Annotated in this window: 26 protein-coding genes; 11 read left to right on the top strand and 15 right to left on the bottom strand. The window is 66.5% G+C overall.

Annotation, left to right across the window (positions count from 1 at the left end):
* Window positions 1-306 precede the first annotated feature (306 nt).
* The gene (locus AC0IX4_RS05100; RefSeq protein WP_042574462.1) at window positions 307-615 is read right to left on the bottom strand and encodes a chorismate mutase; all 309 of its coding nucleotides are present in this window, start codon (window positions 613-615) and stop codon (window positions 307-309) included.
* Window positions 616-1,317: 702 nt separating this feature from the next.
* Here AC0IX4_RS05100 and AC0IX4_RS05095 point away from each other — a divergent pair.
* On the top strand, window positions 1,318-1,863 hold the full coding sequence (locus AC0IX4_RS05095; RefSeq protein ID WP_471828269.1) for a hypothetical protein: 546 nt from the start codon (window positions 1,318-1,320) through the stop codon (window positions 1,861-1,863).
* Window positions 1,864-1,910: 47 nt separating this feature from the next.
* Here the strand turns inward: AC0IX4_RS05095 and AC0IX4_RS05090 are convergent, their stop codons facing one another.
* The gene (locus tag AC0IX4_RS05090; protein WP_471828268.1) at window positions 1,911-2,357 is read right to left on the bottom strand and encodes a Rieske (2Fe-2S) protein; all 447 of its coding nucleotides are present in this window, start codon (window positions 2,355-2,357) and stop codon (window positions 1,911-1,913) included.
* A gap of 106 nt (window positions 2,358-2,463) precedes the next feature.
* On the opposite strand from AC0IX4_RS05090, the gene AC0IX4_RS05085 reads away from it, so the two are divergent.
* From AC0IX4_RS05085 to AC0IX4_RS05075, 3 genes are all read left to right on the top strand, one after another.
* The gene (locus AC0IX4_RS05085) at window positions 2,464-3,702 is read left to right on the top strand and encodes a low temperature requirement protein A (protein ID WP_471828267.1); all 1,239 of its coding nucleotides are present in this window, start codon (window positions 2,464-2,466) and stop codon (window positions 3,700-3,702) included.
* 94 nt (window positions 3,703-3,796) lie between these two features.
* The gene (locus AC0IX4_RS05080; RefSeq protein ID WP_471828266.1) at window positions 3,797-4,582 is read left to right on the top strand and encodes an ANTAR domain-containing protein; all 786 of its coding nucleotides are present in this window, start codon (window positions 3,797-3,799) and stop codon (window positions 4,580-4,582) included.
* A 47-nt stretch (window positions 4,583-4,629) separates the two neighbouring features.
* Window positions 4,630-5,850, top strand: coding sequence for an AGE family epimerase/isomerase (locus tag AC0IX4_RS05075; RefSeq protein WP_471828265.1), 1,221 nt, complete (start codon window positions 4,630-4,632; stop codon window positions 5,848-5,850).
* A 28-nt stretch (window positions 5,851-5,878) separates the two neighbouring features.
* Here AC0IX4_RS05075 and AC0IX4_RS05070 read toward each other — a convergent pair whose 3' ends face one another.
* The 5 genes from AC0IX4_RS05070 to AC0IX4_RS05050 form a co-directional block, all read right to left on the bottom strand.
* Entirely contained in the window at window positions 5,879-6,742 is an 864-nt protein-coding gene (locus AC0IX4_RS05070; protein WP_471828264.1) for an ABC transporter ATP-binding protein, read from the bottom strand.
* Window positions 6,739-7,770, bottom strand: a complete 1,032-nt coding sequence (locus AC0IX4_RS05065) for a FecCD family ABC transporter permease (RefSeq protein ID WP_471828263.1) — start codon at window positions 7,768-7,770, stop codon at window positions 6,739-6,741. The genes AC0IX4_RS05070 and AC0IX4_RS05065 overlap by 4 nt, the downstream gene beginning before the upstream one ends.
* The gene (locus tag AC0IX4_RS05060) at window positions 7,767-8,792 is read right to left on the bottom strand and encodes a FecCD family ABC transporter permease (RefSeq protein ID WP_471828262.1); all 1,026 of its coding nucleotides are present in this window, start codon (window positions 8,790-8,792) and stop codon (window positions 7,767-7,769) included. Before AC0IX4_RS05060 ends, AC0IX4_RS05065 begins: the two co-directional genes overlap by 4 nt.
* Complete coding sequence (locus AC0IX4_RS05055; protein WP_042574456.1) at window positions 8,789-9,817, bottom strand: iron-siderophore ABC transporter substrate-binding protein; 1,029 nt, start codon at window positions 9,815-9,817, stop codon at window positions 8,789-8,791. The genes AC0IX4_RS05060 and AC0IX4_RS05055 overlap by 4 nt, the downstream gene beginning before the upstream one ends.
* A gap of 107 nt (window positions 9,818-9,924) precedes the next feature.
* A complete protein-coding gene (locus AC0IX4_RS05050) occupies window positions 9,925-10,962 on the bottom strand; it encodes an NAD(P)-dependent alcohol dehydrogenase (RefSeq protein ID WP_471828261.1) in 1,038 nt (345 codons plus the stop codon).
* Window positions 10,963-11,055: 93 nt separating this feature from the next.
* On the opposite strand from AC0IX4_RS05050, the gene AC0IX4_RS05045 reads away from it, so the two are divergent.
* On the top strand, window positions 11,056-11,625 hold the full coding sequence (locus AC0IX4_RS05045; protein WP_471828260.1) for a TetR/AcrR family transcriptional regulator: 570 nt from the start codon (window positions 11,056-11,058) through the stop codon (window positions 11,623-11,625).
* A gap of 27 nt (window positions 11,626-11,652) precedes the next feature.
* Here the strand turns inward: AC0IX4_RS05045 and cynS are convergent, their stop codons facing one another.
* Window positions 11,653-12,093, bottom strand: coding sequence for a cyanase (gene cynS, locus AC0IX4_RS05040; protein WP_471828259.1), 441 nt, complete (start codon window positions 12,091-12,093; stop codon window positions 11,653-11,655).
* 140 nt (window positions 12,094-12,233) lie between these two features.
* On the bottom strand, window positions 12,234-12,380 hold the full coding sequence (locus AC0IX4_RS05035) for a hypothetical protein (protein ID WP_197074734.1): 147 nt from the start codon (window positions 12,378-12,380) through the stop codon (window positions 12,234-12,236).
* Between the two features lie 118 nt (window positions 12,381-12,498).
* Here AC0IX4_RS05035 and AC0IX4_RS05030 point away from each other — a divergent pair, with 118 nt between their 5' ends.
* On the top strand, window positions 12,499-13,242 hold the full coding sequence (locus AC0IX4_RS05030; RefSeq protein WP_471828258.1) for a glycosyltransferase family 2 protein: 744 nt from the start codon (window positions 12,499-12,501) through the stop codon (window positions 13,240-13,242).
* Window positions 13,243-13,248: 6 nt separating this feature from the next.
* Here the strand turns inward: AC0IX4_RS05030 and AC0IX4_RS05025 are convergent, their stop codons facing one another.
* From AC0IX4_RS05025 to AC0IX4_RS05005, 5 genes are all read right to left on the bottom strand, one after another.
* On the bottom strand, window positions 13,249-13,815 hold the full coding sequence (locus tag AC0IX4_RS05025; RefSeq protein ID WP_471828257.1) for a class I SAM-dependent DNA methyltransferase: 567 nt from the start codon (window positions 13,813-13,815) through the stop codon (window positions 13,249-13,251).
* Window positions 13,812-14,561: a PIG-L deacetylase family protein gene (locus tag AC0IX4_RS05020; protein ID WP_471828256.1), complete on the bottom strand. Its 750-nt coding sequence runs from the start codon at window positions 14,559-14,561 to the stop codon at window positions 13,812-13,814. Before AC0IX4_RS05020 ends, AC0IX4_RS05025 begins: the two co-directional genes overlap by 4 nt.
* Window positions 14,558-15,520, bottom strand: coding sequence for an acyl-CoA dehydrogenase family protein (locus AC0IX4_RS05015; protein WP_235579490.1), 963 nt, complete (start codon window positions 15,518-15,520; stop codon window positions 14,558-14,560). Before AC0IX4_RS05015 ends, AC0IX4_RS05020 begins: the two co-directional genes overlap by 4 nt.
* A 65-nt stretch (window positions 15,521-15,585) precedes the next feature.
* Complete coding sequence (locus AC0IX4_RS05010) at window positions 15,586-16,776, bottom strand: acyl-CoA dehydrogenase family protein (RefSeq protein ID WP_471828255.1); 1,191 nt, start codon at window positions 16,774-16,776, stop codon at window positions 15,586-15,588.
* Window positions 16,777-16,803: 27 nt separating this feature from the next.
* Window positions 16,804-17,607 (bottom strand): bestrophin-like domain, encoded by an 804-nt coding sequence (locus AC0IX4_RS05005; RefSeq protein ID WP_042574448.1) that lies wholly within the window; start codon window positions 17,605-17,607, stop codon window positions 16,804-16,806.
* Window positions 17,608-17,752: 145 nt separating this feature from the next.
* Between AC0IX4_RS05005 and AC0IX4_RS05000 the strand changes: the two genes are divergently transcribed.
* The 5 genes from AC0IX4_RS05000 (at window position 17,753) to AC0IX4_RS04980 (ending at window position 22,085) form a co-directional block, all read left to right on the top strand.
* A complete protein-coding gene (locus AC0IX4_RS05000) occupies window positions 17,753-18,631 on the top strand; it encodes an SDR family oxidoreductase (RefSeq protein ID WP_471828253.1) in 879 nt (292 codons plus the stop codon).
* Window positions 18,628-19,596 (top strand): Bug family tripartite tricarboxylate transporter substrate binding protein, encoded by a 969-nt coding sequence (locus tag AC0IX4_RS04995; protein WP_471828252.1) that lies wholly within the window; start codon window positions 18,628-18,630, stop codon window positions 19,594-19,596. The genes AC0IX4_RS05000 and AC0IX4_RS04995 overlap by 4 nt, the downstream gene beginning before the upstream one ends.
* Entirely contained in the window at window positions 19,593-20,501 is a 909-nt protein-coding gene (locus AC0IX4_RS04990; RefSeq protein WP_471828251.1) for a DMT family transporter, read from the top strand. The genes AC0IX4_RS04995 and AC0IX4_RS04990 overlap by 4 nt, the downstream gene beginning before the upstream one ends.
* Window positions 20,502-20,674: 173 nt before the next feature.
* Window positions 20,675-21,175: a hypothetical protein gene (locus AC0IX4_RS04985; protein WP_197074733.1), complete on the top strand. Its 501-nt coding sequence runs from the start codon at window positions 20,675-20,677 to the stop codon at window positions 21,173-21,175.
* Complete coding sequence (locus AC0IX4_RS04980) at window positions 21,162-22,085, top strand: LysR family transcriptional regulator (protein ID WP_471828249.1); 924 nt, start codon at window positions 21,162-21,164, stop codon at window positions 22,083-22,085. The genes AC0IX4_RS04985 and AC0IX4_RS04980 overlap by 14 nt, the downstream gene beginning before the upstream one ends.
* Here the strand turns inward: AC0IX4_RS04980 and AC0IX4_RS04975 are convergent, their stop codons facing one another.
* A complete protein-coding gene (locus AC0IX4_RS04975) occupies window positions 22,086-22,955 on the bottom strand; it encodes a dioxygenase family protein (protein WP_042574443.1) in 870 nt (289 codons plus the stop codon). It lies immediately after the preceding gene.
* Between the last annotated feature and the right edge of the window lie 2 nt (window positions 22,956-22,957).

Raw genomic sequence — 22,957 nt, 5'->3', positions numbered from 1 at the left:
ACCTCGTTGCGACGCTCGACTGCCGCGAGGATCGTGGCGTCGAGGCGCTCGATCTCGTCATGCATCGCGTCGATCTCCTGCTCGGCAACCGTGACGTCGACGTCATCGGTGCGAGTGAAGGATGCGGCGGCGAAGTCGATTGATGCGCTCATGATCAGTACATCGCCCGCCGCCCGACTTTCATTACCGAGTCTCGCGATACGACGGTGTGACGTAGGCAACACCCGCTGTGACCTGCACAGACGACAGCACCCCACACGTCCGAGGACGTATGGGGTGCTGTCGTGAGAGCGGGTGGGTGGGAGGTCAGTGAGCCATGCGGCCGCGGCCCATACGCAGGAGCAGCATCCCGAGGGTGCGACCTTCCTGGCCGAGGTCCCCGAAGCGCTGGAGTGCGGACATCTCGCGAACGTTGGACGCCGACCGGCCCTGCGCGGCCTGGGCGAGCCCGACCGTGCGGGCAACCTCGTTGCGACGCTCGACTGCCGCGAGGATCGTGGCGTCGAGGCGCTCGATCTCGTCATGCATCGCGTCGATCTCGTGCTCGGCGGCGGTGACGTCCACGTCATCGGTGCGAGTGAAGGATGCGGCGGCGAAGTCGATTGATGCGCTCATGACTACTACGTCGCACGGGGCTCCGATTCCGTTACGCACACTCTCGAGTATTTTTTTCGAGCGCTGAAACCGCTGGTCAGCGCATCGAAGAGTCTGCAGAACCGGATCCATGGCTACCCGCGTTCTGGGAACCGCGCACCCGCTCCCCTTCCAGCAAGGCTCACCGGTTGCAACCGGAGCACGTTGCTGGAACCGGAGCACGTACCTCGTTCAGCACCACCACACCGCTACCTGCAACGGTTCCAGCAACCTGCAACGGTTACAACCGGCGCAGGTTGCCGGAACCGTTGTGGGAACCGCGCACCCGCTCCCCTTCCAGCAAGGCTCACCGGTTGCAACCAGAGCAAATTGCTGGAACCGGAGCACGTACGTCGATCACCACCACCACACCGCTACCTGCAACGGTTCCAGCAACCTGCAACGGTTACAACCGGCGCAAGTTGCCGGAACCGTTGTGGGAACCGCGCACCCGCTCCCCTTCCAGCAAGGCTCACCGGTTGCAACCAGAGCAAATTGCTGGAACCGGAGGGAGTACGTCGATCACCACCACCACACCGCTACCTGCAACGGTTCCGGCAACGTGCACCGGTTACAACCGGCGCAGCTTGCCGGAACCGTTGCGGGAACGCCCAAGCCCCACCCCCACGTTTCGAGGCACCGGCCGCGGGTAGAGCGAGGTACGTCACAACAGAGGAGATTCTCATGGCGCGTGCCACCCTTGCCCACCTGCTTCACGACGTCGGGATCGCTGCCTGGTTCGGCGGAACGCTCGCGAATGCTGTCGCCCTCAACAAGGCTGCGTCGAGCGCGGACACCGCCGGTTCGACCGGCGCCGTCGCCAACGAAGGGTGGGATCGGTGGACGCCAGTCAACGCTGCGGCGATCGGGGTTCACCTCGCGGGTGCTGCCGCGCTGCTGAAGAACGACTACGGCCGGATGAAGACGCAGGACGGTGTCGCCACGATGGCCGTCGCCAAGACCACCCTCACGGCTGCCGCGCTGGCGGTCACCGGGTACAGCCGTCTTCTGGGTCAGACCATCTCGAGGGAAGGGTCGGTTCCGGCAGCCGACGGCACCACGCCCACGGCGTCGACTCCGCCTCACGTGGCTGCGGCGCAGAAGAAGTTGCAAGCTCTGCAGTGGGTCGTCCCGGCACTGACCGGCGGGATCGTTGCCGTCTCCGCGTACGCGAGCGAGCAGTTCCGTCCGGAGGAAGTGACGAAGGGCGTGCTGTCCCGCGTCAGCTGAGCCGCCGCACCCGGACGGCCCCGGCACCGAACTCGGGGTCGGGGTCGTCAGTCGGTCAACCAGATGAATCCGTCTAGCACCTCGACGGCGTAGGTGGACAGCGTCGCGACCCGTCCGACGGCGGTCACTGCGGCGGAGTAGGGCGGGAAGCCGAACACGACGCCCTTGGGCCCGCTGCGCATCGATCCGTCCGTCACGTCGAATTCCGCCCGATGCCACGGGCACTGCAGGCACCCGTCGTCCGTGACGATTCCCCGGCCGAGTTTCCCGAACTGGTGTCGGCACACGTTGCTCACCGCGAACGGGGTGTCGTCGGGAAGCATGCCGACGGCGATGACTCCGTGCTCGTCGGTACGAACTTCCGTCACCCGCCGCTCACCGAGGTCGTCGATGCCGACCAATCGTCGACCGACCGCCTGCACGGTGTCGTTGTGGAAGACCGGAGGAATCAAGCCGCGACGCTGGGAACCACCGCGTCCGTGCGCTTCGCTCATGACCTGGACATACCCTGGCCCTCCGGTCCTAAGCGTGCGAGGTTTGCCCGTTCCACGTTCGGGCACTACCGCGGAGCCCTGTCGGAGCTCTCGGAGTGGAGAACACGTGGCACGACAACCGGACGCAGGTGCCGACAGCGACGCCGGTGCCGACAGCGACGCCGGTGCCGATCAGTCCACTCCCCTGCTCGAACCGCCGAAGCTGCGTCTCGAGGACGACCGGGTCGCGACCAGGTTGGAGCTCTTCTTCGACCTCGCGTACGTCCTGGTAGTTCACCAGCTCGCGCTCGCACTGAAGGACGATCTGCGATGGCAAGGCGTCGCGGAGTTCGCCGGGCTCTTCGCCGTCACGTGGTGGTCGTGGGTGACCACGACGCTGTACGCGAACCGGTTCGACACCAACGACGTCCTCTACCGGTTGCTCGAGCTTGCTGCCACCTTCGCCGTGGCGGTGATGGCGGCCAGCGCGGCGACGGCGGTGGGCAGCGACGGAACCGTCGCGTTCGGTGTCGGGTACATCGCCACGCGGGTGATCCTCGCTCTCCTGTACCTGCGCACGCGGCGTCACATTCCCGATGTGCGCGTCACGGTCGATCTGTACCTCGCCGCCACTGTCGTCAGCGCGGTGATCTGGGCTCTGTCGTTGCTCACTCCGTCACCGGTCACCTACATCCTCTGGGCGGTGGGGATCGCCATCGAAGCCGCGGCGCCGTTCGCGGCGACCCGGTGGGGCCCGGACGTGCCGCTGCACCTCGAACACCTGCCGGAACGCTTCGGCCTGTTCGTCATTCTGGTCCTCGGCGAGTCCATCTCCGCGGTGGTACTCGGGATGCACGACACGCACTGGGTGTTCTCCTCGTTGGCGGTGGCCGCCCTCGGCTTCACCATCGCGTCGGCTGTGTGGTGGATGTACTTCGACATCGGCGGTGCCGAGGCGAAGACGGAGATCCAGGACGACGACCGCGCCGTCGGCAGTGGTCGCGCCGACGGATACGTCTGCGGACACCTCCCCCTCACCCTGGGCGTGGCCCTTCTCGGCGTCGGAATCCAGCAGTACGTCCTGCACCCGGTGGGCGAGCTGACCGACACCGGACGCTGGGTACTGTGCGGCGGAGTCGCACTGTTCGTCACCGGGGTCTGCGCCATTCTCGGATGGAGTTCCGGCCATTGGCGGACGGTCTTCCCGTGGCCGGCTCTGGCCATTCCCGTCGTCATCGTGGTCGGGTTCGTCGACACCAGACTTCCCTTCGCCTCCGCAATTGTCCTGGCTGTGGTGGCGATCGCGGCGGTCGTCACCGGCGTCGTGCGTCGGCGCCGCAGTCCGGTCGACACCACCGAAACCTGACGCAACACCCTTTTCGAGCCATTCTTCGACGTCGTTCGGAGGCGCTTCGACGTTGCGGTTCGGTAGGTCGGTTCGATCGGTCATAATCAGTGACATGCAGGCAGACGATGCACGAGCTGCGGTCGCCGACTCGCAGCTCGAGTCACCCGCCCCGGTCGTGCGCTGGGGTCGTCCCGAACAGGGCGCCGACCTTCGCGACGCCCTGGGCGGACAGATCGACAGCGACGAACAGCTCGCGCGGGCGCTTCGTACCCTCGTGGGCCTCGCTCACAAGACCATCGACGGTGCCGCGAGTTGTGGAATCTCGGTCTCGGTATCGGGTCGCTCGTTCACCGCGGCGCACAGTGACGCCCGCACCCTGATCGTGGACACCGAACAGTACGAAGCCGGTGACGGTCCGTGCCTGCACTCGGCCCGCACCGGAACCGTCGTGCGCGTCGATGCCATCGACGCCGAGAAGCGGTGGCCGGTGTTCGCCGCGTCCGCGCGCAGCGAGAACATCCGGTCGTTCCTCGCAGCACCGCTGCACACGCCGGACACGCGCTTCGGATCCCTCAACCTGTACGGCGAGGCACCCTCGGCATTCACCGACGCCGACGTCGACACCGCGCTGGCGTTGACCGACGCCCTCTCGCACGCCGTCGGGCACTACCAGCGATTCGATCGACTCCTGGACCAGTACAACGGGTTACGTCTCGCGCTGGAACATCGAGCTCCCATCGAGCAGGCGAAGGGCATGCTGATGGCTGTCCACCGCATCGATGCCGACGCGGCCTTCGACATGCTCGCGACCCGCTCGCAGCACGAGAATCGCAAGCTCCGCGACATAGCCGCCGACGTCATCACCGACATCGTCGGACGGCCCACCGCCGGGGAGTGACCGATCGACCCTTGCCTCGGACACCGATCGACGGGTCGAATGGCACCATGGATTCCTGGCTGGAAAGCTCTACCCACACGACGTGGCTCGATTCGCAGACCCGCGCTCTGCTGAACTTCGGTCGCCGGGTCGCCGACCCTCGTGGAGGGGCCGGCTGGCTCACCGACGACGGATCGATCGATCCTGCCCAGCCGATCCATACCTACGTCACGGCTCGGATGACCCACGTCTACGCACTGGGAAGCCTGCTCGGGATTCCGGGATCGCGTCCGATCGCCGAGCAGTGCATGGACGGGCTGCGCACGCTGCTCCACGACGACGATGCGGGCGGATGGTTCTCCTCGGCAGACGGTTCCGGTGAGCACGCCGACGGGAAGTCCTGTTACGAGCATGCCTTCGTGCTTCTCGCCGCGTCGTCGGCAGTTCAGGCGGGAATCGCGGGAGCCGACGCTTTCTTCGCCGAGGCGCAGCAGGTGTTCCTGGACAGGTTCTGGAGTGAATCGGACGGCCTGTGTATCGACATGTGGGACACCGCGTTCACCGCGCCCGACGACTACCGAGGGCTGAACGCCAACATGCACGCGGTCGAGGCGATGCTGGCGGCGGCATCCGCGTCGGGTGACGCCGACTGGATCTCGCGGAGTGAACGCGTGTGCCACTTCGTCGTGGAGTCCTCGAAGGACCGTGCGTGGCGTATCCCCGAGCACTACGACGCGACATGGCAGCCGGATCTCGATCTGAACCGCGACCAGCCGAGTCACCCGTTCAAGCCGTTCGGCGCCACCGTCGGTCACGGATTCGAGTGGGCCAGATTGATGCTGCACACGGAGGCGGCGCGCGATTCCACCAGCGACTGGTTGCTCGATGCTGCCCGGAACCTGTTCCATCGGGCTGCTGCCGACGGGTGGTCCGTCGACGGCGCACCAGGATTCGTCTACACGACGGACTGGGACGGCGAACCTGTCGTTCGCGACAGGATGCATTGGGTCGCGGCGGAAGCCATCGCGGCGGCCGCAGCGCTGTACCGCAGAACGGGCGATCGGATGTACGCCGATCACTACCGCCGGTGGTGGGACTATGTCGCCACCGTGATGATCGATCCGGTGGACGGTTCGTGGAGGCATCAACTCGACGAGCGGAACGAACCGACCGACACCGTGTGGTCGGGTAGGCCCGATCTCTACCACGCGATCCAGGCGACGTTGATTCCGCGCCTTCCGCTCTACCCGATGATCGCGACCGCGGTGGCCGACGGACGTGTGCGCTGAGCGGCCGGCCACGGACGTCTCGGCGTAGTCATCCCGTCGACCGGGACGGGACCGCCGCGGTCTCGTGCGGTGACACCGGTTCCACGCCGTCGCGGATCAGATGGTGGCGGCCCCTCGGAAGCATCAAGGGCGTACCGGATACGGGATCGGTGATGATGCGGCAATCGAGGCCGAAGACAGCCTGGACACACGACTCGGTCAGGACGTCCACCGGCGCGCCCGCAGCGTGAATGATGCCCTCCGACAGCGCGATCAGATGGTCGGAGTAGCGCGCCGCCAGATTCAGGTCGTGCAACACCATGACGATGGTCGTTCCCCGCGCAGCGTTCAGATCTGTCAACAGATCGAGCACCTCGACCTGGTGGCTGACGTCCAGGAATGTCGTGGGCTCGTCGAGCAGGAGAAGATCCGTGTGCTGCGCCAGCGCCATGGCGATCCAGACACGTTGACGCTGACCGCCGGACAATTCGTCCACGGTCCGATCGGCGAGGTCGGCGGTGTGTGTCATGTCCAGCGCATCGGCGACCGCGATGTCGTCGGCGGTGTTCCAGCGAGAGAAGGCCGACTTGTGCGGATGCCGCCCCCGACCGACCAGGTCGGCGACGGTGATCCCCTCGGGCGCGAGGGGCGATTGCGGAAGCAACCCCAGTGTGCGAGCAAGGTGCTTGGCCGGGGTGCGGTGGACGTCGCGTCCGTCCAACAAGACCCGACCGCCACTGGGCTTCAGAAGTCTCGACATCGATCGCAGCAGGGTCGACTTCCCGCATGCGTTGGCACCCACGATCGAGGTCACGCGGCCCGGCAGGATGTCGAGGTCCAAGCCGTCGATGACGGTGCGATCTCCGTACCCGAGAACGAGATCGTGCATCGTGAGGGTGTGGTCGGTGGTCATAGGGATCCTCCCGCGCGATTGCTGCGGACGATGAGATAGATGAGGTACGGAGCGCCCAGGATCCCGGTCACGATGCCCACGGGATACCGGGTCCCGAAGGCGTATTGGCCACAGAAGTCCGCCGCCAGGACCAGCAGTGCGCCGACGAGAGCGGACGAGACCAGCAAGGATCCGACCGGGCCCACGATGCGCGCGGCGATCGGCCCGGACAGGAACGCGACGAAGGCCACGGGTCCTGCTGCCGCAGTGGCGAATGCGATGAGGCCGACTGCGCTGACGATGACGACCAGTCGAGTGCGGTTCACCCGTACGCCCAGCGCCGGCGCCATGTCCTCGCCCAGTCGGGTGACGGCCAGGTCGCGGCTCCTGCTCATCAGGACGGGCGCGAGAAGGACGAACGGCACGATGACGGTGACGACGTTCGACCATGTCGCACCGTTGATGCTGCCGGTGAGCCACCGGGAGGCTTCCTGCAGATCCCACTGAGCCGCACGCGAGAGCACGTACGCGGTGACACTGTCGAGCATGGCCGCGATACCGATGCCGACGAGGATCAGTCGCGTCCCGACGACTCCGTCCTTGAACGACAGCACGTACACCGCGACGGCGACGACGAGTCCGCCGACGACAGCGAACACCGAGACCTGTGTGGCACCCAGGGACAGCGTGATGATGGCGAATGCCGCTGCGGCGCTTGCCCCGGCGCTGATGCCGATGATGTCGGGACTGGCGAGCGGATTGCGCAGCATGGTCTGGAACGCCACTCCCGCCATTCCGAAACAGAGTCCCGCGACCGCCGCCAGAACCGTGCGAGGCAGTCGCAACCTGCCGACCGTGTACGACGCACCGGGCACGTCCTGGCCGAGGATCACGCGGACGACGTCGTCCAGCGGATAGTAGGTGCGTCCCACCGTGAGGCTGACGACTGCGATGGCGACGACGAGTACAGCGAGAACGGCGAGAGATGTTCGGCGACGCGTCGACCGACTACGGCGGCCTGCCACGACACGCTCGAGTGTCGTCGTCACAGCGCACTCACCCTCCGTCGACGGACGATCGCGATGAAGAACGGGGCACCGAGGAGCGCGGTGATGATGCCGACGTCTATCTCGGCGGGCCTGGCGACGATGCGACCTGCCACGTCCGCGACGGTCAGCAGCACCGCGCCTCCCACAGCGCAATACGGGAGCAACCATCGGTGGTCGACTCCGACGAGCAGCCGGAACACATGTGGCACAACCAGTCCGACGAAGCCGATAGGTCCCGCCACGGCCGTCACCGCGCCGCACAGGACGACTGCCCCGAGAGCGGAGGTCGCGCGCACCAGGGCCACGCGCTCCCCCAGTCCCGCAGCGAGATCGTCGCCCAGAGCCAGCGAGTTGAGCGACCGTGCCGATGCCAGACACAACGCTCCGCCGACGATCAGGAACGGCAGGATCATCGACGTCCGCTCGAAGGTGGCTCCGCCGACTCCCCCGACGAGCCACGACCTGATGCCACCGGCGAGGTCGCTACGCGGTAACGCGACGGCGCTGACGAACGACACCAAGGCCGCCGACGTCGCCGCGCCGGCGAGCGCCAGCTTCAGTGGCGATGCCCCACCGCGGCCGAGAGAGCCGACGGCATAGACGAATACGGCGGTCACACCGGCTCCGGCGATCGCGACCCAGAGGTAGCTGGTCGCGGACGACAGAGAGAAGAACACCAGTCCCGTGACCACGGCGAGCGACGCGCCCATGTTGACCCCGAGAATTCCGGGGTCCGCCAACGGGTTCCGGGTGACGCCCTGCATGACGGCGCCCGACACCGCCAAGGCGGCGCCGGCGAGCACCGCCAGCAGCGTCCGCGGAAGACGCGTCGCCACCGCGGCTCGGTCGAATCCTTCCGTCGATCCACCGAGTGCGGCGACGACGTCGTCGATACCCACATCGCGGGAGCCGATGGTCACCGACAGGAACACCGCGACGACCAGCGCACCGACGGCGGCGAGCAGCCCGGCGCCGCGCGCCCATGTCGCGGACGACGGTGCCGGCGCGACGACCGATGTCACTGTGTCGGTCGTGCTGCTCGTTCGAGGAGTCCGAGGTAGTCGTCGAGCACCCAGGAGAGAGACAAGGGGGTGGGATTCGACGCGGTACCCAGCGTGCCGTCGCTGGGAAGGGCGACGATGGCGTCGTTCTTCACAGCGGGCATCTGTGACAGCAAGGGGTCGGCCTCGAGCGACCGGACCAACTCGTCGCCGCCGTAGGTGACGATGATGTCGACGTCGTTGAACGCATCGGCCTGCTCGGCGCTCTGCTTCAGGCTGAACTTGTCCGTCGTCGCCGAGGCGGTCGCGACGCTCGGCGGCGTGACCATGCCGAGGTCCTCGAAGAACATGGTCCGGGTGTCGTGCGTGGTGTAGAAGCTGACTTCGCTGAGATTCGTCGTGTCCACGTGGGTGAGGAACATCGTCGACTTCCCGGCGATGGCCGGATGAGCGGCGACGGCCTCGTCGATCTGTGCGTCGAGATCGGCGATGAGCCGCGTGCCCTCGTCCTCGAGGCCGAGCGCGCGGCTGCTGACCGAAATCATGTCCCGCCACGGCGTCCCCCACGCGGTCTCCGGGTAGGCGACGACCGGTGCGATTTCGCTGAGCTGGTCGTATGTCTCCTGGTCGAGACCCGAATAGGCGGCGAGGATGACGTCGGGGTCGGTGTCGGCGACAGCCTCGAAGTCCACTCCGTCGGTCTCGTCGAACAGCACCGGTCGCTCGCCACCCAGCTCGTCGAGCTTGGCGTCGACCCAGGGAAGGACGCCATCACCGTCGTCGTCTCCGAAGTCGGCGAACGCCATCCCGACGGGGACGATGCCCAGCGCCAGGGGAACTTCCTGGTTGGCCCAGTTGACCGTCGCGACCCGCTCGGGTTTCTCGGCGATCGTGGTCGTTCCGAGAGCGTGTTCGATGGTGACGGGTGTCCAGTCGGAGGCGGCGCTGTTCCGGTCGTTCGACTCCGTCGACGTGGAGCACGACGTGAGGCCGACAGTGACCAGGAGCGCGGCGGAAAGCACGGCGAACCGTGACGCGTGGGACATGAGATCCTTCTGGTCGAGGCGCGAAGTTAGGTGAGGGTTACCTCAAACGAAAGTAACCCATTCCCCATGTTCTGCGCAATCGAGCCCTCGCGACCGACCCGTCCAGGTCACTCGAGATCACTCATGTCGAGCACGAATCGATACCTGACGTCCCCCGCCTCGAGACGCTCGAGTGCCGCGCCCACTCGGGCGGACGGCACGACCTCGACATCGGCCGTGATGCCGTGCTCACCGCAGAAGGCCAACATCTCCCGAGTATGTGTGCGCCCGCCGCTGCCGGCGGAACTCAGTGACTTGCGCCCGACCAGAAGACCGAGAGTGTCCACCGAGATCGGTCCGAGAAAGCCGACGGCACACAGTGTTCCGTCGAGCGCGAGGCTCGCCAGGTACGGCGCCAGGTCGTGCGAGACCGGAATGCAATCGACGATGAAATCCAATGATCCGACCACCGCCTCCATGGCGTCGCCGTCCCGCGAGAGCACTGTGTGGTCCGCTCCGAGTGCGCGCGCCTCGTCCGCCTTGGTCGTCGACGTCGTGAATACCGTGACCTCCGCTCCCAGCGCGTGGGCGAACTTGACCGCCAGGTGCCCCAGCCCGCCGAGTCCGGCGACGCCGACGCGCGACCCGGGTCCGATCTTCCAGCGCCGCAGGGGTTCCCACACCGTGATGCCCGCGCACATCAACGGTGCGACGGCGGCGGCATCGAGTGCCGCGGGCCGATGGAAGACGAACCTGTCACGCACGACGTACTCCGCGCTGAACGCGCCGACCGTCGTCGTGCCGTCGACTCGATCCGTGCCGCCGTAGGTGAGGGTGGGAAAGTCGCGGCAGAAGTTCTGCTGCTCCGCGGTGCACATGTCGCACCGACCGCAGGAGTCGACGATGTTGCCCACGGCGACCTCGTCCCCGGTAGAGAAGTCCGTGACTGCGTCCCCCACGGCTACCACCGTGCCCACGAACTCGTGGCCCGGGGTCAGCGGAAAGTGTCCGGCCGGATCGTTCACCGCGTGCAGATCCGAGTGGCACACACCGCAGAACGTGACGCGGACCGCGACGTCGTCGTCACGAAGCGCGCGGCGAACGAAATCGAACCGTTCCAGCGTCGCTCCCGTAGTGAGCGCGCGATATCCGGTGGTGGGCCTCATGGTGCCTCCTCGGTCGTTTCCAACCAACTAGTTGTTTATCGACACCCTACCCCTTCCAACCAACTGGTTGGTGGCCTGCCTACACTCGTGCCCATGGGAGATGCGGCGATGACGAAAGAACGGCTACTCGACGCCGGCGTGACCGAATTCGCGCAATACGGCATCGCCGGCGCGCGCGTCGACCGCATCGCCGCGAGCGCCGGGATCAACAAGTCGCAGATCTACGCGTACTTCGGCAGCAAGGACGGACTGTTCGACGCGGTGTTCGATCACCGTGTCGACGTCGATATCGCAACGGTCGCACTGGATCCGGACGACATTCCGGCGTACGTGACGGCTCTGTACGACATGTACCTCGGCGATCCGGAATTGGTGCGGCTCCTCACGTGGGCCCGTCTCGAGCGCACACCTCGGGGAGCACTGTTCGGCCACCGCGGCGACCCGGACCGTCCCGTTCTGGACGCACTACGGGACGCGCAGAAACGCGGGGTGCTGGTCGACGACATCACCCCGGAAGACCTCTGGTCGATGATCGTCGCCCTGGCCGCGACCTGGGCGCAGTCAGCGATCGTCCACACGGCGGACACCCGCGAAGAGACTTCCGTGCACGACCGTCGGAAAGCCGCTCTCGCCCTCACGGCGCGCCGAGCGTTCTGTGCGTGACCGGTTACTCAGGCCCCACGGCGCACGTCACGTCGTCCACCGGTAGTCGAGGAACTTCCCGTCGAACGTGACGACGACTCTGTCGCCGTCCTCGTGGGGCCTCCGCGACACATCGACCGTGAAGTTGATGGCGCTCATGATCCCGTCGCCGAACTCCTCGTAGATCAGTTCCTTCAGGGCCGGCCCGTACACCTGGAGCGCTTCGTGGAAACGGTAGACGGTCGGATCCGACTCGAGGTTCAGAGCGCCTCGGTACGGGGCCAACGTCAGCTCGTCGAGCGACCCGTCGGGTAGTTCCAGCAGATCGGTCAGCACCCGAGCCTGAGCGTCGTCCAGGGGATGCTGTCCGTACAGTGCCGACACCGTCCACGCTGTCGGCGACCCCAGCGCGGCGGCAATGTTCTTCCAGGACAACCCGAGACGCTTCTTCGCCAGTCTGACGGCCGTGGTGGCGGTGGGGGCGTTCATGCTGCTACCTCGGCAGCAGTCGACTGCACTTCCTGGTTGCACATCGGGTGACCTCTCGGTGGTGGGAAGACGCTGTCGTCGTCATCCCACCACCCACCGGGGCGATCCGCGACCGGACGCGGGTCGCTACTGCGTCGGTGTCAGGAATTCTCGTTCGCGTCGCCGGGATGAGGCACGTTCTCCTCGTCGACGTATGCCGTGTGCTCGGTGTCCGCGTCGTGGTCCCGCGGGCCCTCGTTGGTTCCTGCGGCGGGTACTGCGTCTGCGGCATCGCTGGGCATCGTCATGTTCTCTGCTCTCGTCGAGGAATCCAGATGTACGAGGTGATGAATGCCCCACCCGCCGTCCGCGCAACCATTCCCGGCCCCTCGCGGCTCGACGGCCGTGACTCGTACTCGCTCACGATTGGCAGAACACGGAACTGGGCATCTCGGTGGGGTGCACTTCACTCCGGTCCGCCCAGACCGCTTCGTCGTCGTCGTCCCTGCGCACAACGAGGTCGAACTACTTCACCGGTGCCTGGTCGCCCTGCGCAATGCTCGTGCAGCATCGCCGATCCCGGTCAGGATCGTCGTCGTACTCGACTCCTGCACGGACGGCACGTCCGACGTGGTCGGCACCGGGGTCGACGTCGTCGTCACCGATGCGCGCAACGTCGGTTCGGCCCGAAAGATCGGATTTCGCGCCGCAGAGGTGACGAGCAGCGCGTCGACCTGGTGCGTCAGTACCGATGCCGATTCCGTCGTGGACCGCGACCATTTCCGGACATTGGCGGAGTGCGCCCGCGACGCACACGTCGTCACCGGATCCGTTCGTGTGTCGGAATGGGCGCACCGCTCCACTGCTCTCGCGCGGCGATACGAACGAGACTATGCAGCCGAACACAGTCGTGGTCTGCGGCACGTCCACGGGGCCAATCTTGCTGTCCGCGCCGATGCCTATCGGTCGGTCGGAGGTTTCCGCCCTCTCGGCGAACACGAGGATGTCGATCTGGTCGACCGGCTGGAACGCCGAGGATTCCGGGTGCGCAGCGAGGGCGCGCCGTCGGTGATCACCTCCGCGCGCTCGAGCCGGCGGACAGCGGGCGGCTTCGCGTCGTTTCTCGACACCCTCGCCGAGGAAACGGACCCGCCCGCGATCACCGCCTGAACGCGGTCAGGAATCCACCCGGAACACATCGATCAGGACGTCGTCGTCGCGGTACTGCGCAACGATCGTCATCCCCGATGCGGACCCGAATGCGGTGTGCACCTGGTCCGCTGTACTCGGGTACTCCGGCACGTCGTGACGCCAATGCGCGATACATACTGCGCCACCCGGCTCGGTCGCCGACACTGCAGACGACGCCAACCGGTCGAGATCGAACGGGTCGAAGTAGTAGCACATCTCGCTGAGGACGACGAGGTCGAAACGGCCGTCCGGCCACCCGTCGTGGAGGGATTCTCGACGAAACGTCGCGTTGGCGATTCCGCGTTCACGGGCACGACGCAGGGGCGCCTCCGCAATGTCCGTCGACAGCACGTGGTCGCATCGGCTCGCGAGGAGTTCCGTCAGCACCCCGATCGAGCAGCCGGGCTCGAACGCCGACCGGTAATGCTCGTCCGGCAACATCGACAGGGTCAGCGCATACTTCCTCCTCTCGTACCACCGGGTTTCGAAGCCCCAGGGGTCCGGGTCGGCGTCGTACATACGCTCGAAGTACTGCCCGGACATCCCGCTCATACGAACACCGTCTCGTGACGACGGGTGAGCCGTTCCAGCACCCACGGCGGGAGGGTTTCGTCATCGTCGTCGGCGCGAATCTGTGTGTGGAACCTGCTCACTGCAGCCAACTTTCGGTCGTAGGATTCGTCGCTCGTGAGCACCGTCCGGGCCGAGGTCCAGGGAACCTGCGGATCGGCGGGCTCCGCCCAGTGCCACATCCAGATGGGGTATTCCACCACCACGCACCCGGCGGCGGTCGCCGCGACGACCGATGCCCGGCCGACCGCCTCGTGATCCGGATGTCCGTCCGTGCGCAGTGTCGTCGCACACCAGACGTTCTCACCTCCGTCGAGTGTCGTCAGGACGTCGTGAAGACGCTCGGCCAGTTCCCGTTCGTGCTTGTCGACCTGCCCGTCCGGCACACCCAGTCGCACCGAATTGCGCACCCCGAGATCCTCGCGTGCGGCGTCACTTTCGGCGACCCGCAGCCGTTCGAGGTCGCGCCGGGTTCGAGACGGTCTCGGGGTGTGCGACGCACCGCCGTCCGTCACGGCCACGAGAGTGACCGCAGCGCCGGCCGCCGCCCGTGCCGCAGCCCATCCGCCCACTCCGAGCACCTCGTCGTCCGGATGAGGAGCCACCACGACCAGGTGTGAACAAGTGCTGTCGTCGAGGAGCGGAAAGACCGTGCCCGCCTGCAGCCACACTGATTCCGGCGTGCCGCGGGCGGCGATCGGACGGTCGGCGAACCGCTCGACGCTCACCGACTTTCCCACCCGGCTGCAACAGCATGCCCGAGCGTCTCCAGATCGACCTCGGCATGGCTCTGCCGCAGGTACACCGTCAGATCTGCGGCTCGCCGGGCATGGGCGTCGTCGAGAGCCCACGGCGCTGCCCCGAGCGCGCGGCCTACCCGGTCGAGCACCTCCTGTGCAGCGCGTTCGACGATGGCCCGAACACGGAACGCACGGATTCGCGCATCCTCGAGTGAGTCCGGGTGTCGATCGACGGCCGCTGCAGCTCCCTCGAAAGTGTGCCTACAGGCTGCCAGTGCCGCGTCCACTGCTCCGAGATGAGCCAGCGCGTGCGGCCCGGCGCGGCCCTCTCCGGCTCGGCGATACAGCGGCTCGGCAACTCCGGACGCGGCTCCGAACCAACACGCCGCAACTCCGATCGCACCGTGCCAGAACCCGGCGCGACCGGTGTAGAAGTCGGGGTCCCCGACCGCGGAGGCACGAGCACCGTCGAAGGACACTGCTCCGGTATCGCTGTCATGCATACCGACGGGGGGCCAGGAGTTGGGTTCGGGACGAACCGTCGACCGGTCCAGCACGACCGCGAACAGGCGTGAAACACCGTCGGCCCGAGCAGTGACCAGGGCGTGGGTACATCTGTGCGCCCCGGAACACCACTGTTTACGACCCGACAGGGTCCATGAACCGTCGGCCAGTCGTCGCGCCTCGACCGCCGGGGCCACCTCGGCTGCCCACACGCCCCACAGCTGACCCGACGACACAGGATCAGCGCCTGCCTCGGCAAGGATCGCGGCAGCGTCGTAGTGCGCTTCGAGCAGTCTGCCCACGACGGTGTCGGCGCGGGTCCAGTCCGTCAGCGCGGTCCACCGCTCGCCGGTAGCACCCGAGCCGGGCAGAGGGAGATTCCCTGTGTCGGCAACGATGGTGCGGACAGCGGCCGATACCCGGCTGCCGATGTCATGGGCCACGCGTCGCTCCCGAGGTTGTCGTTCGAACTGACGGTGTACCCCGACGGCCCGATCCCCACGCGGAGCTACGTGGCCCGCCCCAGCAGTTCGTCGGAGATGATCCGCATCTGGATCTCGCTGGTTCCTTCGAAGATCTTGGTCAGCCGCGCGTCACGCCAGTGTCGCTCGACTTGGTAGTCGGTGGTGTAGCCGGCACCCCCGTGGATCTGGACGGCCTCACTGGTCACCCGTTCCGCCATCTCGGTCGCGACGAGTTTGCACATGGACGCTTCGAGTGAGCAGCGCCGCCCGGTGTCGATATCGGTGGCGACGGAATACATCAGCTGCCTGGCAGCCTCGATATCCGCCGCCATCGTCGCGATCTTGAAGCGGAGGTGCTGGAAATCCGCGAGTGGATGTCCGAACTGGCGACGCGTGTGCATGTAGGCGATCGAGTCCTCGAGTCCCGCGCGCGCCAGCCCGATAGCCCGCGCGGCGGTGTGCACACGGCCCACCTCCAGTCCACTGACCGCGAGGTAGAAGCCGCGGCCCTCCTCCCCCAGCATGTTCGGCGCCGGGACTCGGAACTCGTCGAACGCCAATTCCCATGTCTTCCAGCCGAAATATCCGATCGTCCGGGCGGCGGTGCCGCGGATGCCGGCCGGGAACGATCCACGCTCCTTGTCGATGAGGAACGCACTGATACCGCGGTGCGGCGCGGCCGGGTCGACACGAGGATCCGTCCTCGCGAACAAGACGATGTAGTCGGCCTCGTCCGCGTACGTGCACCACATCTTCGTTCCGGTGACGATCCAGTCGTCGCCGCTGCGGGTCGCGCGGCACGCGATGTTCGCGATGTCCGACCCGGCGTCGGCTTCCGACAGCGCGTAGGAGCCGAGGTAGTCGCCCACGGCCACCCTCGGCAGCAGCGCGGCCTCCTGTTCGGCCGTGAATCCGCCGCCCATTCCGTTTCCCCGGGCGAGCAGACCGGACACGCTCATCCACGCCCGCGACAATTCTTCGGCGACGAGGCAGTACTCGAACACGCCGAGTCCCAGGCCGCCGTGCTCCTCGCCGATCAGGATGCCGAAGAAACCGATGTCGGCCATCGCCTTCTTCAGCGACTCGGGGATCCTGCCCTGCACGGGGTCGAGCTCGTTCGCCACCGGAAGTACGTGCGTCATCGCGAAGTCGCGGGCGAGATCGCGGATCGCGATGCGGTCGTCGGTCAGGTACCGCGGTGAGTCCGGGCGGGGGTTGCTCGGTCGATGGGTCACGGGACTGCTCCTGACGGAGGCCGAGGGCTAGGTCGGGATACCGTTCGCGTCACACGGCACCGAATGTCCGTCGTCGATGAGGTGCAACGTCACCCGCATCTCGTCGGGTTGGATACTGCCGGACCAGTCGGCGTACGGATGGTCGAGAAACGCGACGACGACCAGAGCCGACGCTACCAATGCGGAGACGAAGGCAATCGGGATCGACTGCACCACTGCGCTTTCCCGCTTGTCGGCCTGGACGCACATGTAGGTGAGGATCGCCGACGCTCCGATGCCCAACACGATCCACAGCGGAAGAGGAACGGACGGTTCCGCCTCGGCCGCGCGGGCCCGGCGACCGTCCCGGCGCTCGGCTTGCTGATCGAACCATTGCCCGTACGCCGCCTCCTGAGAGGCACCCACCGGTTCCTTGGCCGCGAATTCGTCCACCATGGAGTCGACCCAGTGATCGACCGCCGGGGACCGCTCTCCGCGCGCCATGGCCGGCCACTCGTCGGAGACCACGGCACGGGAGTAACAGATGAGACCGCCGTGCAGGCCGTCGCCGTCATGCCCTTCGAGAACATCGGCGACGTTGTGCAATTCCGTCACGGCAACGGCTTCCATGCTGGCACCGTTGCGCGCACTTTGATAACTCTGCAGCGCGAAGAAGATGGTGAATGCCAGCAGCACGGCGAACATGGTTCCGATCACCGTCAGAGCGCCTGCCGCCCGGGTGCTGTCGATGAACCAGCCGGGGTCGGGTGCCCGGGTCCGCACTGCCAATTTCACGGTGACGGCCAACGCCACGACGACGACCACGATCGCACCCAGTATCCAGCTCGACACCGCGCAACTGTAGGCGCGCCAGGAGTTTCGCGCGACCGGTACCGCAGTATCCGAGACCGACCATTCCGCTACGCCGCGCGCCGGCGGATTCTATGGTGTTCAGCGACGCAGGATTGCGCCGTGCGGACCGGACAGAGGACGTGCTGTGATCGCGAGCATCAGAAGGTCGCTCAGGCTGGCCGGAATGCGTCCACTCCCTCGATGGCATTCCGGTCCCGCAATTTCTCTGCACGGCAAACGAATTCTCGTAACCGGCGCGTCGTCCGGAATAGGCGCCGTCGCGGCCGTGAAACTTGCTTCCGAGGGTGCGACCGTTCTCGCGGTCGCGCGTCGGGAAAGCCTCTTGAACGACGTCGTCGGCACGATCAAGGCCTCGGGTGGCACCGCGATCGCCATTCCGGCGGACCTGTCCGACCTCGACGACGTCGACGCCGTGGTCGAGCGCGCCGGGCACGTGGACGTCCTCATCAACAATGCGGCCAGATCGATTCGGCGGCCGCTCTCGGAGTCCCTCCAGCGATGGCACGACATAGAGCGGGTGATGGCACTCAACTATTACGCGCCGCTCCGGCTCGTCCGGGGATTGTCACCCGGGATGCTCGAACGCGGAGACGGCCACATCATCAATGTCGCCACGTGGCGTGTCCTTCCGGAGTCGTCGCCGATGTTCGCCCCATACAACGCCTCCAAAGCTGCGCTGAGCGCAGTCAGCCGCGTCATCGACACCGAATGGGGCGCGTCGGGTGTCCATTCCACGACCATCTACTACCCCTTGGTGGCGACACCCATGATCGCGCCGACACGCGCCTACGACGGTGTCGGCGCGCTGAGTGCGGAGGAAGCCGCCGACTGGATGGTGACTGCCGTCAAGACCCGACCCATCCGCATCGCTCCCCGTAAAGCCCTGGCTCTCCGGGCACTCGATGTCGTCGCACCGCGCATGCTGAACACCATCCTCGAACGGGAGACGGACCGGATGAACGCGAGAACTGCTTCTGCTGCCCTGATGGCGGACCCGGCGTGAACAGGTCCGCGTTCGCTGCCGCGGTCGCCGTCACGCTGACGCTGACCGGTTGCGCGACAGAAGAACCCACCGCGAACGTGACGTATCCCGCGGGGCCCGTCACGATGACTGCCGGGGCCGACGAGGGCAGCGGTTTCGACCTCACCATCCGCTCCGTCGTCGACGCGCTGCAGAAGGAACGCATCGTCGATGTTCCACTGCCGGTGCAGAATCGACCGGGCGGCAGCGGCGCCGACTTCCTCGCCTCCATGGTCCGCGACCACCAGGGCGCCGACGACCAGATCGCGGTGACGTCGCTGTCGATGATGGTCAATCAGGTACGCGGCACGTCCGACCTCGGATACACCGACGTCACCATGATCGCCCGCCTCATCACCGAGTACTACATGGTCGTGACACCGGCCGGGTCCCCTCTCGGCACTCTCGGCGACGTGATGGCCGCCATCAGGGCCGACCCGGCGAGCGTCACGGTCGGGGCCGCGAACGACGACGAACTCCCCTTCGGTCTCCTGGTAGCGGCGGCCGGTGGCGACCCGTCCACCGTCCGCTACGACACCCGTGAAGGTGGCGGTGAGCAGATCGCCGCCCTCGCGGACGGCACCGTCGACGTCGCGGTGGGCGGCGTCAGCGAATTCGTCGATCAGGTCAGCGCCGGAAACCTCACGGCACTCGGTGTCCTCGCCGAGGACCGCCTTCCCGGTCTCGATGTCCCCACCGCTCGTGAACAAGGGTTGGACGTCACGCTGTCGAACTGGCGAGGCCTCTACGGACCGCCCGACATGCCGGCCTCCGCCGTCGACTACTGGCAGAACGCGCTCGCCGCGATGGTCGAGACACCCACCTGGAAACAGATCGCGGAACGGAGCAAGTTCACGACCACCTTCATGATCGGCGCCGAGTTCCAGGACTTCCTGGCGTCGAGTCAGGAGGACGTCGAGACCGGATACCGCGCAGCGCCGCGATGACCGACTCCGGCTCCGCAGCAGCACTTCCCGGCACGACATCATCGGGACACAGGCCCGAGAATCTGGTCCTCGGCGCGACCTTGATCACCGCAGCGTTCTTCTGTGTCGCCCTGGTCGGAGCTCTGGCGAAACAGTCCGGAACATATACCTCGACGGGCGTGCTGCTGCTGTTCCAGAACACGATAGGACTGCTCTTCGTCGTCCCGGTGGCTCTGCGGGGCGGACGGTCGACGGTGGCGACCGGGCGGTTCGGCATGCACGTCCTGAGAGCGGCTATGGGGACGGCATGCTGGTACGCGCTCTTCTTTGCCATCACCCGAATACCGCTTGCCGACGCGACGCTGCTCACCTACAGCGCACCGCTGTGGATGCCGTTCATCGCATGGGCGGTCACCCGGCAGCGAGTCGCGGGAGCCACCTGGATCGGTGCGGGCATCGGGTTCGTCGGAGTGATGCTCGTCCTCCAGCCGCAGGGACACAGCTTCGGCCTCGGCTCGGCATCCGCCTTGGCCGGCGCGCTGTTCCTGGCTTTCGCGATGATGTCGGTCCGCTGGCTGGGTGCCACCGAACCGGTCATCAGAGTCCTCTTCTACTACTTCCTGCTGTCCACCGTCATCTCCGTCCCGATCGCGCTGGCGGACTGGGAACCGATACCGCCGCAAGCGTGGGTGTCGTTGACGGCACTCGGCTTCGCACAGCTGGCCTCGCAGACGCTCATCGTGGTGGCCTACCGGTACGCCTCCGCCGAGAAGATCGGCCCGTTCATCTACTCCGTCATCGTCTTCGCCGCCCTCGTCGACTGGGTCGTCTGGAATCACCGACCCTCGCTCGTCGCCGGCCTCGGCATGGTGCTCGTCATCGGTGGAGGGCTCGTCGCGGTCCGGGTGCGACGACAGTCGGGGTGACGGCCAGCGGCTCGTCGTCGGAACCGCCCGCGTGTCCGCCGATCGTGCCGTAGGTTCCCTCCATGCTCCGAGCGCCGATCACTGCAACCCGTGGCCGCTCCATTCACCGCAGACATGGTCACCCCAGCAAGATAGGCCAGGTCGCAGGTGGTGATCCCTGCAACACTCGGTACATGCCATCACCCGCCTCCGTGCCCCGTCAGCAGACCTCGAGGCACCTGTATGTCGCACTGGAGACGCAGAGGACCGACCCCTGCGTCCAGCGCATCCAGGCCACCGATCTTCGACGTGCGACGGCCGTTCACGACGAGCTGAGCGACCCTGCCGCGGGAATCGTCGCGGTCCTGGACGTCGAGTTCCTCATCGCGTCGTCGGCACGTACGGCGCGCCAGGAATATCGTCGCCGCGGGCTGGACGACGTCACCGCGAGGACGGTGCAGTACGTCGGTACGCCGACAGGGCTCGCGGGACTGATCGCCGACATCGGCGCCGCGGGAGTGGCCGACGGAGTCGTCCTCGTCGCGCTGGACGACAGTGCCTCGACCGAGTTGTTCTCGTCCACAACGCTTCCGCATCTCCTACGGCTCGGTATCGTCGACACCGAGAACGCGTCGGTAGTGGGTGCCGAGGCTCGATCATCTGCGAGAGAGTGTGTAGCACATGGAGGTTCGTGAGCTGGAGTGGTTCGTCGTGTTGGCGAGGACGGAGAATGTGACCAATGCGGCGACACAGCTCCATGTCAGCCAACCGACGTTGTCCAGAGCGCTCGCCAGAATAGAACGTCAACTCGGCGTGAAGCTGTTCGACCGCAATCAGAATCGGCTGCGTCTGAACAAGTACGGCGAGATCTACCGGGCACATGCCGAGCGCGCCATGAAGGAGCTCACGCAGGGCGAAGAACGCATCCGCACCCTCGTCGACCCGCATCAGGGCGTCGTGTCATTGGGGTTCCTGCACTCTTTCGGTGGATGGCTCGTTCCGTCATTGCTCGATCGCTATCACGTGCAGGCGCCACTCACGTCGTTCGAATTGGAAGGTGGGGCTGCCGATTCCATCGTAGAGGCAGTGCGCTCGGGCCGGATCGACATCGGCTTCGTCGCACCCCGACCCGTGGCCGACGATCTGGCGTGGGTGCGGCTGGGTCGCGAGCTGCTGTGTCTCGAGGTGCCACCGGGTGACGAGTTCGCCGATCGGGAGTCCATCTCGATCGCCGAGATCTCGACGCGCCCCATGATCGCACTCGGACAGAGCTACGGACTGCGACACGTGGTGGACAGATTGTTCGACGATGCCGGCTGCGTGCCGTCGATCAGCATCGAGGCCACGGAGCTGTCCACGCTCCGCGCCCTCGTGCGCCACGGAAGTGGAATCGCGATCGTTCCGGTACCGCGTTCGGATCAGCAATCTCCCACTGTCACAGTGCCGATCAGCGACGCCAACGCATTCCGCTCCTACGGCGTCATCACGCGGAACGACGGTCCGACGGGGAGTGCTGCGCGCGCATTCCTGGAATTCGTGACCGGTTCGTACGACGAGTCGTTGCTCGACGAGCCGACCACGGCGTCGCCGGTCCCGACGGCCTGATTACTGCGACGGTGCGAGCACGATGTCGAAGGTGACCTCGCTCCATGTCGACACCGCGCGACCGTCGGGCGTCGGAACGCCCTCGCGACGTACGAACTGCTTGATCAACGACTCCTTGACGCCGAACACCGCATCTTTCCAGCCGATCTCGTCACCGTCGACGAAGATGTGCGTGACCAACCGGCGATAGCCGTCGGCAGTGACCATGAAATGCAAGTGGCTCGCGCGCATCGGCGACCGTCCCACCGCGGCGAGCATGCTCCCGACGGGGCCGTCGTGCGGAATCGGGTAGGGCGTCGGAGTCAGCCCCCAGAAGCGGAACGCGCCGTTGTCGTCCGAGAACAGGTGCGCCCGGGCGGCCGTTCGATCGTCGTCGTACTGGACGTCGTACAGGCCGTCCTCATCCGCTTCCCAGACCTCGATCCGCGCGCCGACGACTGGACGGCCATCGGTCCCCCGGACGGTTCCGCTCACCCAGCAGGGCTCACCGGCCGCACCGAAGGCCATGTCTCCGCCGTCCTGGATCTCGGGAGCCCCGTCGACGAAGAAGGGCCCGAAGACGGTGGCCTCGGTGGCATCCGCCACCGGTGGGTTATTCATGCCGATGACCTGCATGGACAACCCCAGCACGTCGGACAACAGGATGAACTCCTGACGGGTCTCGGTGCACGTCTGCCCGGTCCGGGTGAGGAAGTCGATCATCGTGTTCCACTCGGTCTCCGTGAGCCTGAGCTCGCGGGCCGCGGCGTGAACATGGCGGGTCACCGTCTGCATGATCTGCCGTAACCGGCCGTCGGGTGCTCCGTCGAAGGACCGCACCACGGTGTCGACGAGCATCTGCTCGCGTTCTGTCTGTACATCGTCGGACATGG

It is taken from the genome of Rhodococcus sp. AC861 (assembly GCF_979256035.1).
The sequence above is the reverse complement of the archived record's forward strand: the minus strand, read 5'-3'. Positions and strand labels throughout refer to the sequence as shown.

Coding starts and splice junctions, on each gene's coding strand:
- AC0IX4_RS05095 (WP_471828269.1), top strand. CDS start 1,318: ATGGCGCGTGCCACCCTTGCCCACCTGCTTCACGACGTCGGGATCGCT.
- AC0IX4_RS05075 (WP_471828265.1), top strand. CDS start 4,630: ATGGATTCCTGGCTGGAAAGCTCTACCCACACGACGTGGCTCGATTCG.
- AC0IX4_RS04975 (WP_042574443.1), bottom strand. CDS start 22,955: ATGTCCGACGATGTACAGACAGAACGCGAGCAGATGCTCGTCGACACC.
- AC0IX4_RS05070 (WP_471828264.1), bottom strand. CDS start 6,742: ATGACCACCGACCACACCCTCACGATGCACGATCTCGTTCTCGGGTAC.
- cynS (WP_471828259.1), bottom strand. CDS start 12,093: ATGAACGCCCCCACCGCCACCACGGCCGTCAGACTGGCGAAGAAGCGT.
- AC0IX4_RS05050 (WP_471828261.1), bottom strand. CDS start 10,962: ATGAGGCCCACCACCGGATATCGCGCGCTCACTACGGGAGCGACGCTG.
- AC0IX4_RS05080 (WP_471828266.1), top strand. CDS start 3,797: ATGCAGGCAGACGATGCACGAGCTGCGGTCGCCGACTCGCAGCTCGAG.
- AC0IX4_RS05025 (WP_471828257.1), bottom strand. CDS start 13,815: ATGAGCGGGATGTCCGGGCAGTACTTCGAGCGTATGTACGACGCCGAC.
- AC0IX4_RS04985 (WP_197074733.1), top strand. CDS start 20,675: ATGCCATCACCCGCCTCCGTGCCCCGTCAGCAGACCTCGAGGCACCTG.
- AC0IX4_RS05100 (WP_042574462.1), bottom strand. CDS start 615: ATGAGCGCATCAATCGACTTCGCCGCCGCATCCTTCACTCGCACCGAT.
- AC0IX4_RS05045 (WP_471828260.1), top strand. CDS start 11,056: ATGGGAGATGCGGCGATGACGAAAGAACGGCTACTCGACGCCGGCGTG.
- AC0IX4_RS04990 (WP_471828251.1), top strand. CDS start 19,593: ATGACCGACTCCGGCTCCGCAGCAGCACTTCCCGGCACGACATCATCG.
- AC0IX4_RS04980 (WP_471828249.1), top strand. CDS start 21,162: ATGGAGGTTCGTGAGCTGGAGTGGTTCGTCGTGTTGGCGAGGACGGAG.
- AC0IX4_RS05055 (WP_042574456.1), bottom strand. CDS start 9,817: ATGTCCCACGCGTCACGGTTCGCCGTGCTTTCCGCCGCGCTCCTGGTC.
- AC0IX4_RS05090 (WP_471828268.1), bottom strand. CDS start 2,357: ATGAGCGAAGCGCACGGACGCGGTGGTTCCCAGCGTCGCGGCTTGATT.
- AC0IX4_RS05035 (WP_197074734.1), bottom strand. CDS start 12,380: ATGACGATGCCCAGCGATGCCGCAGACGCAGTACCCGCCGCAGGAACC.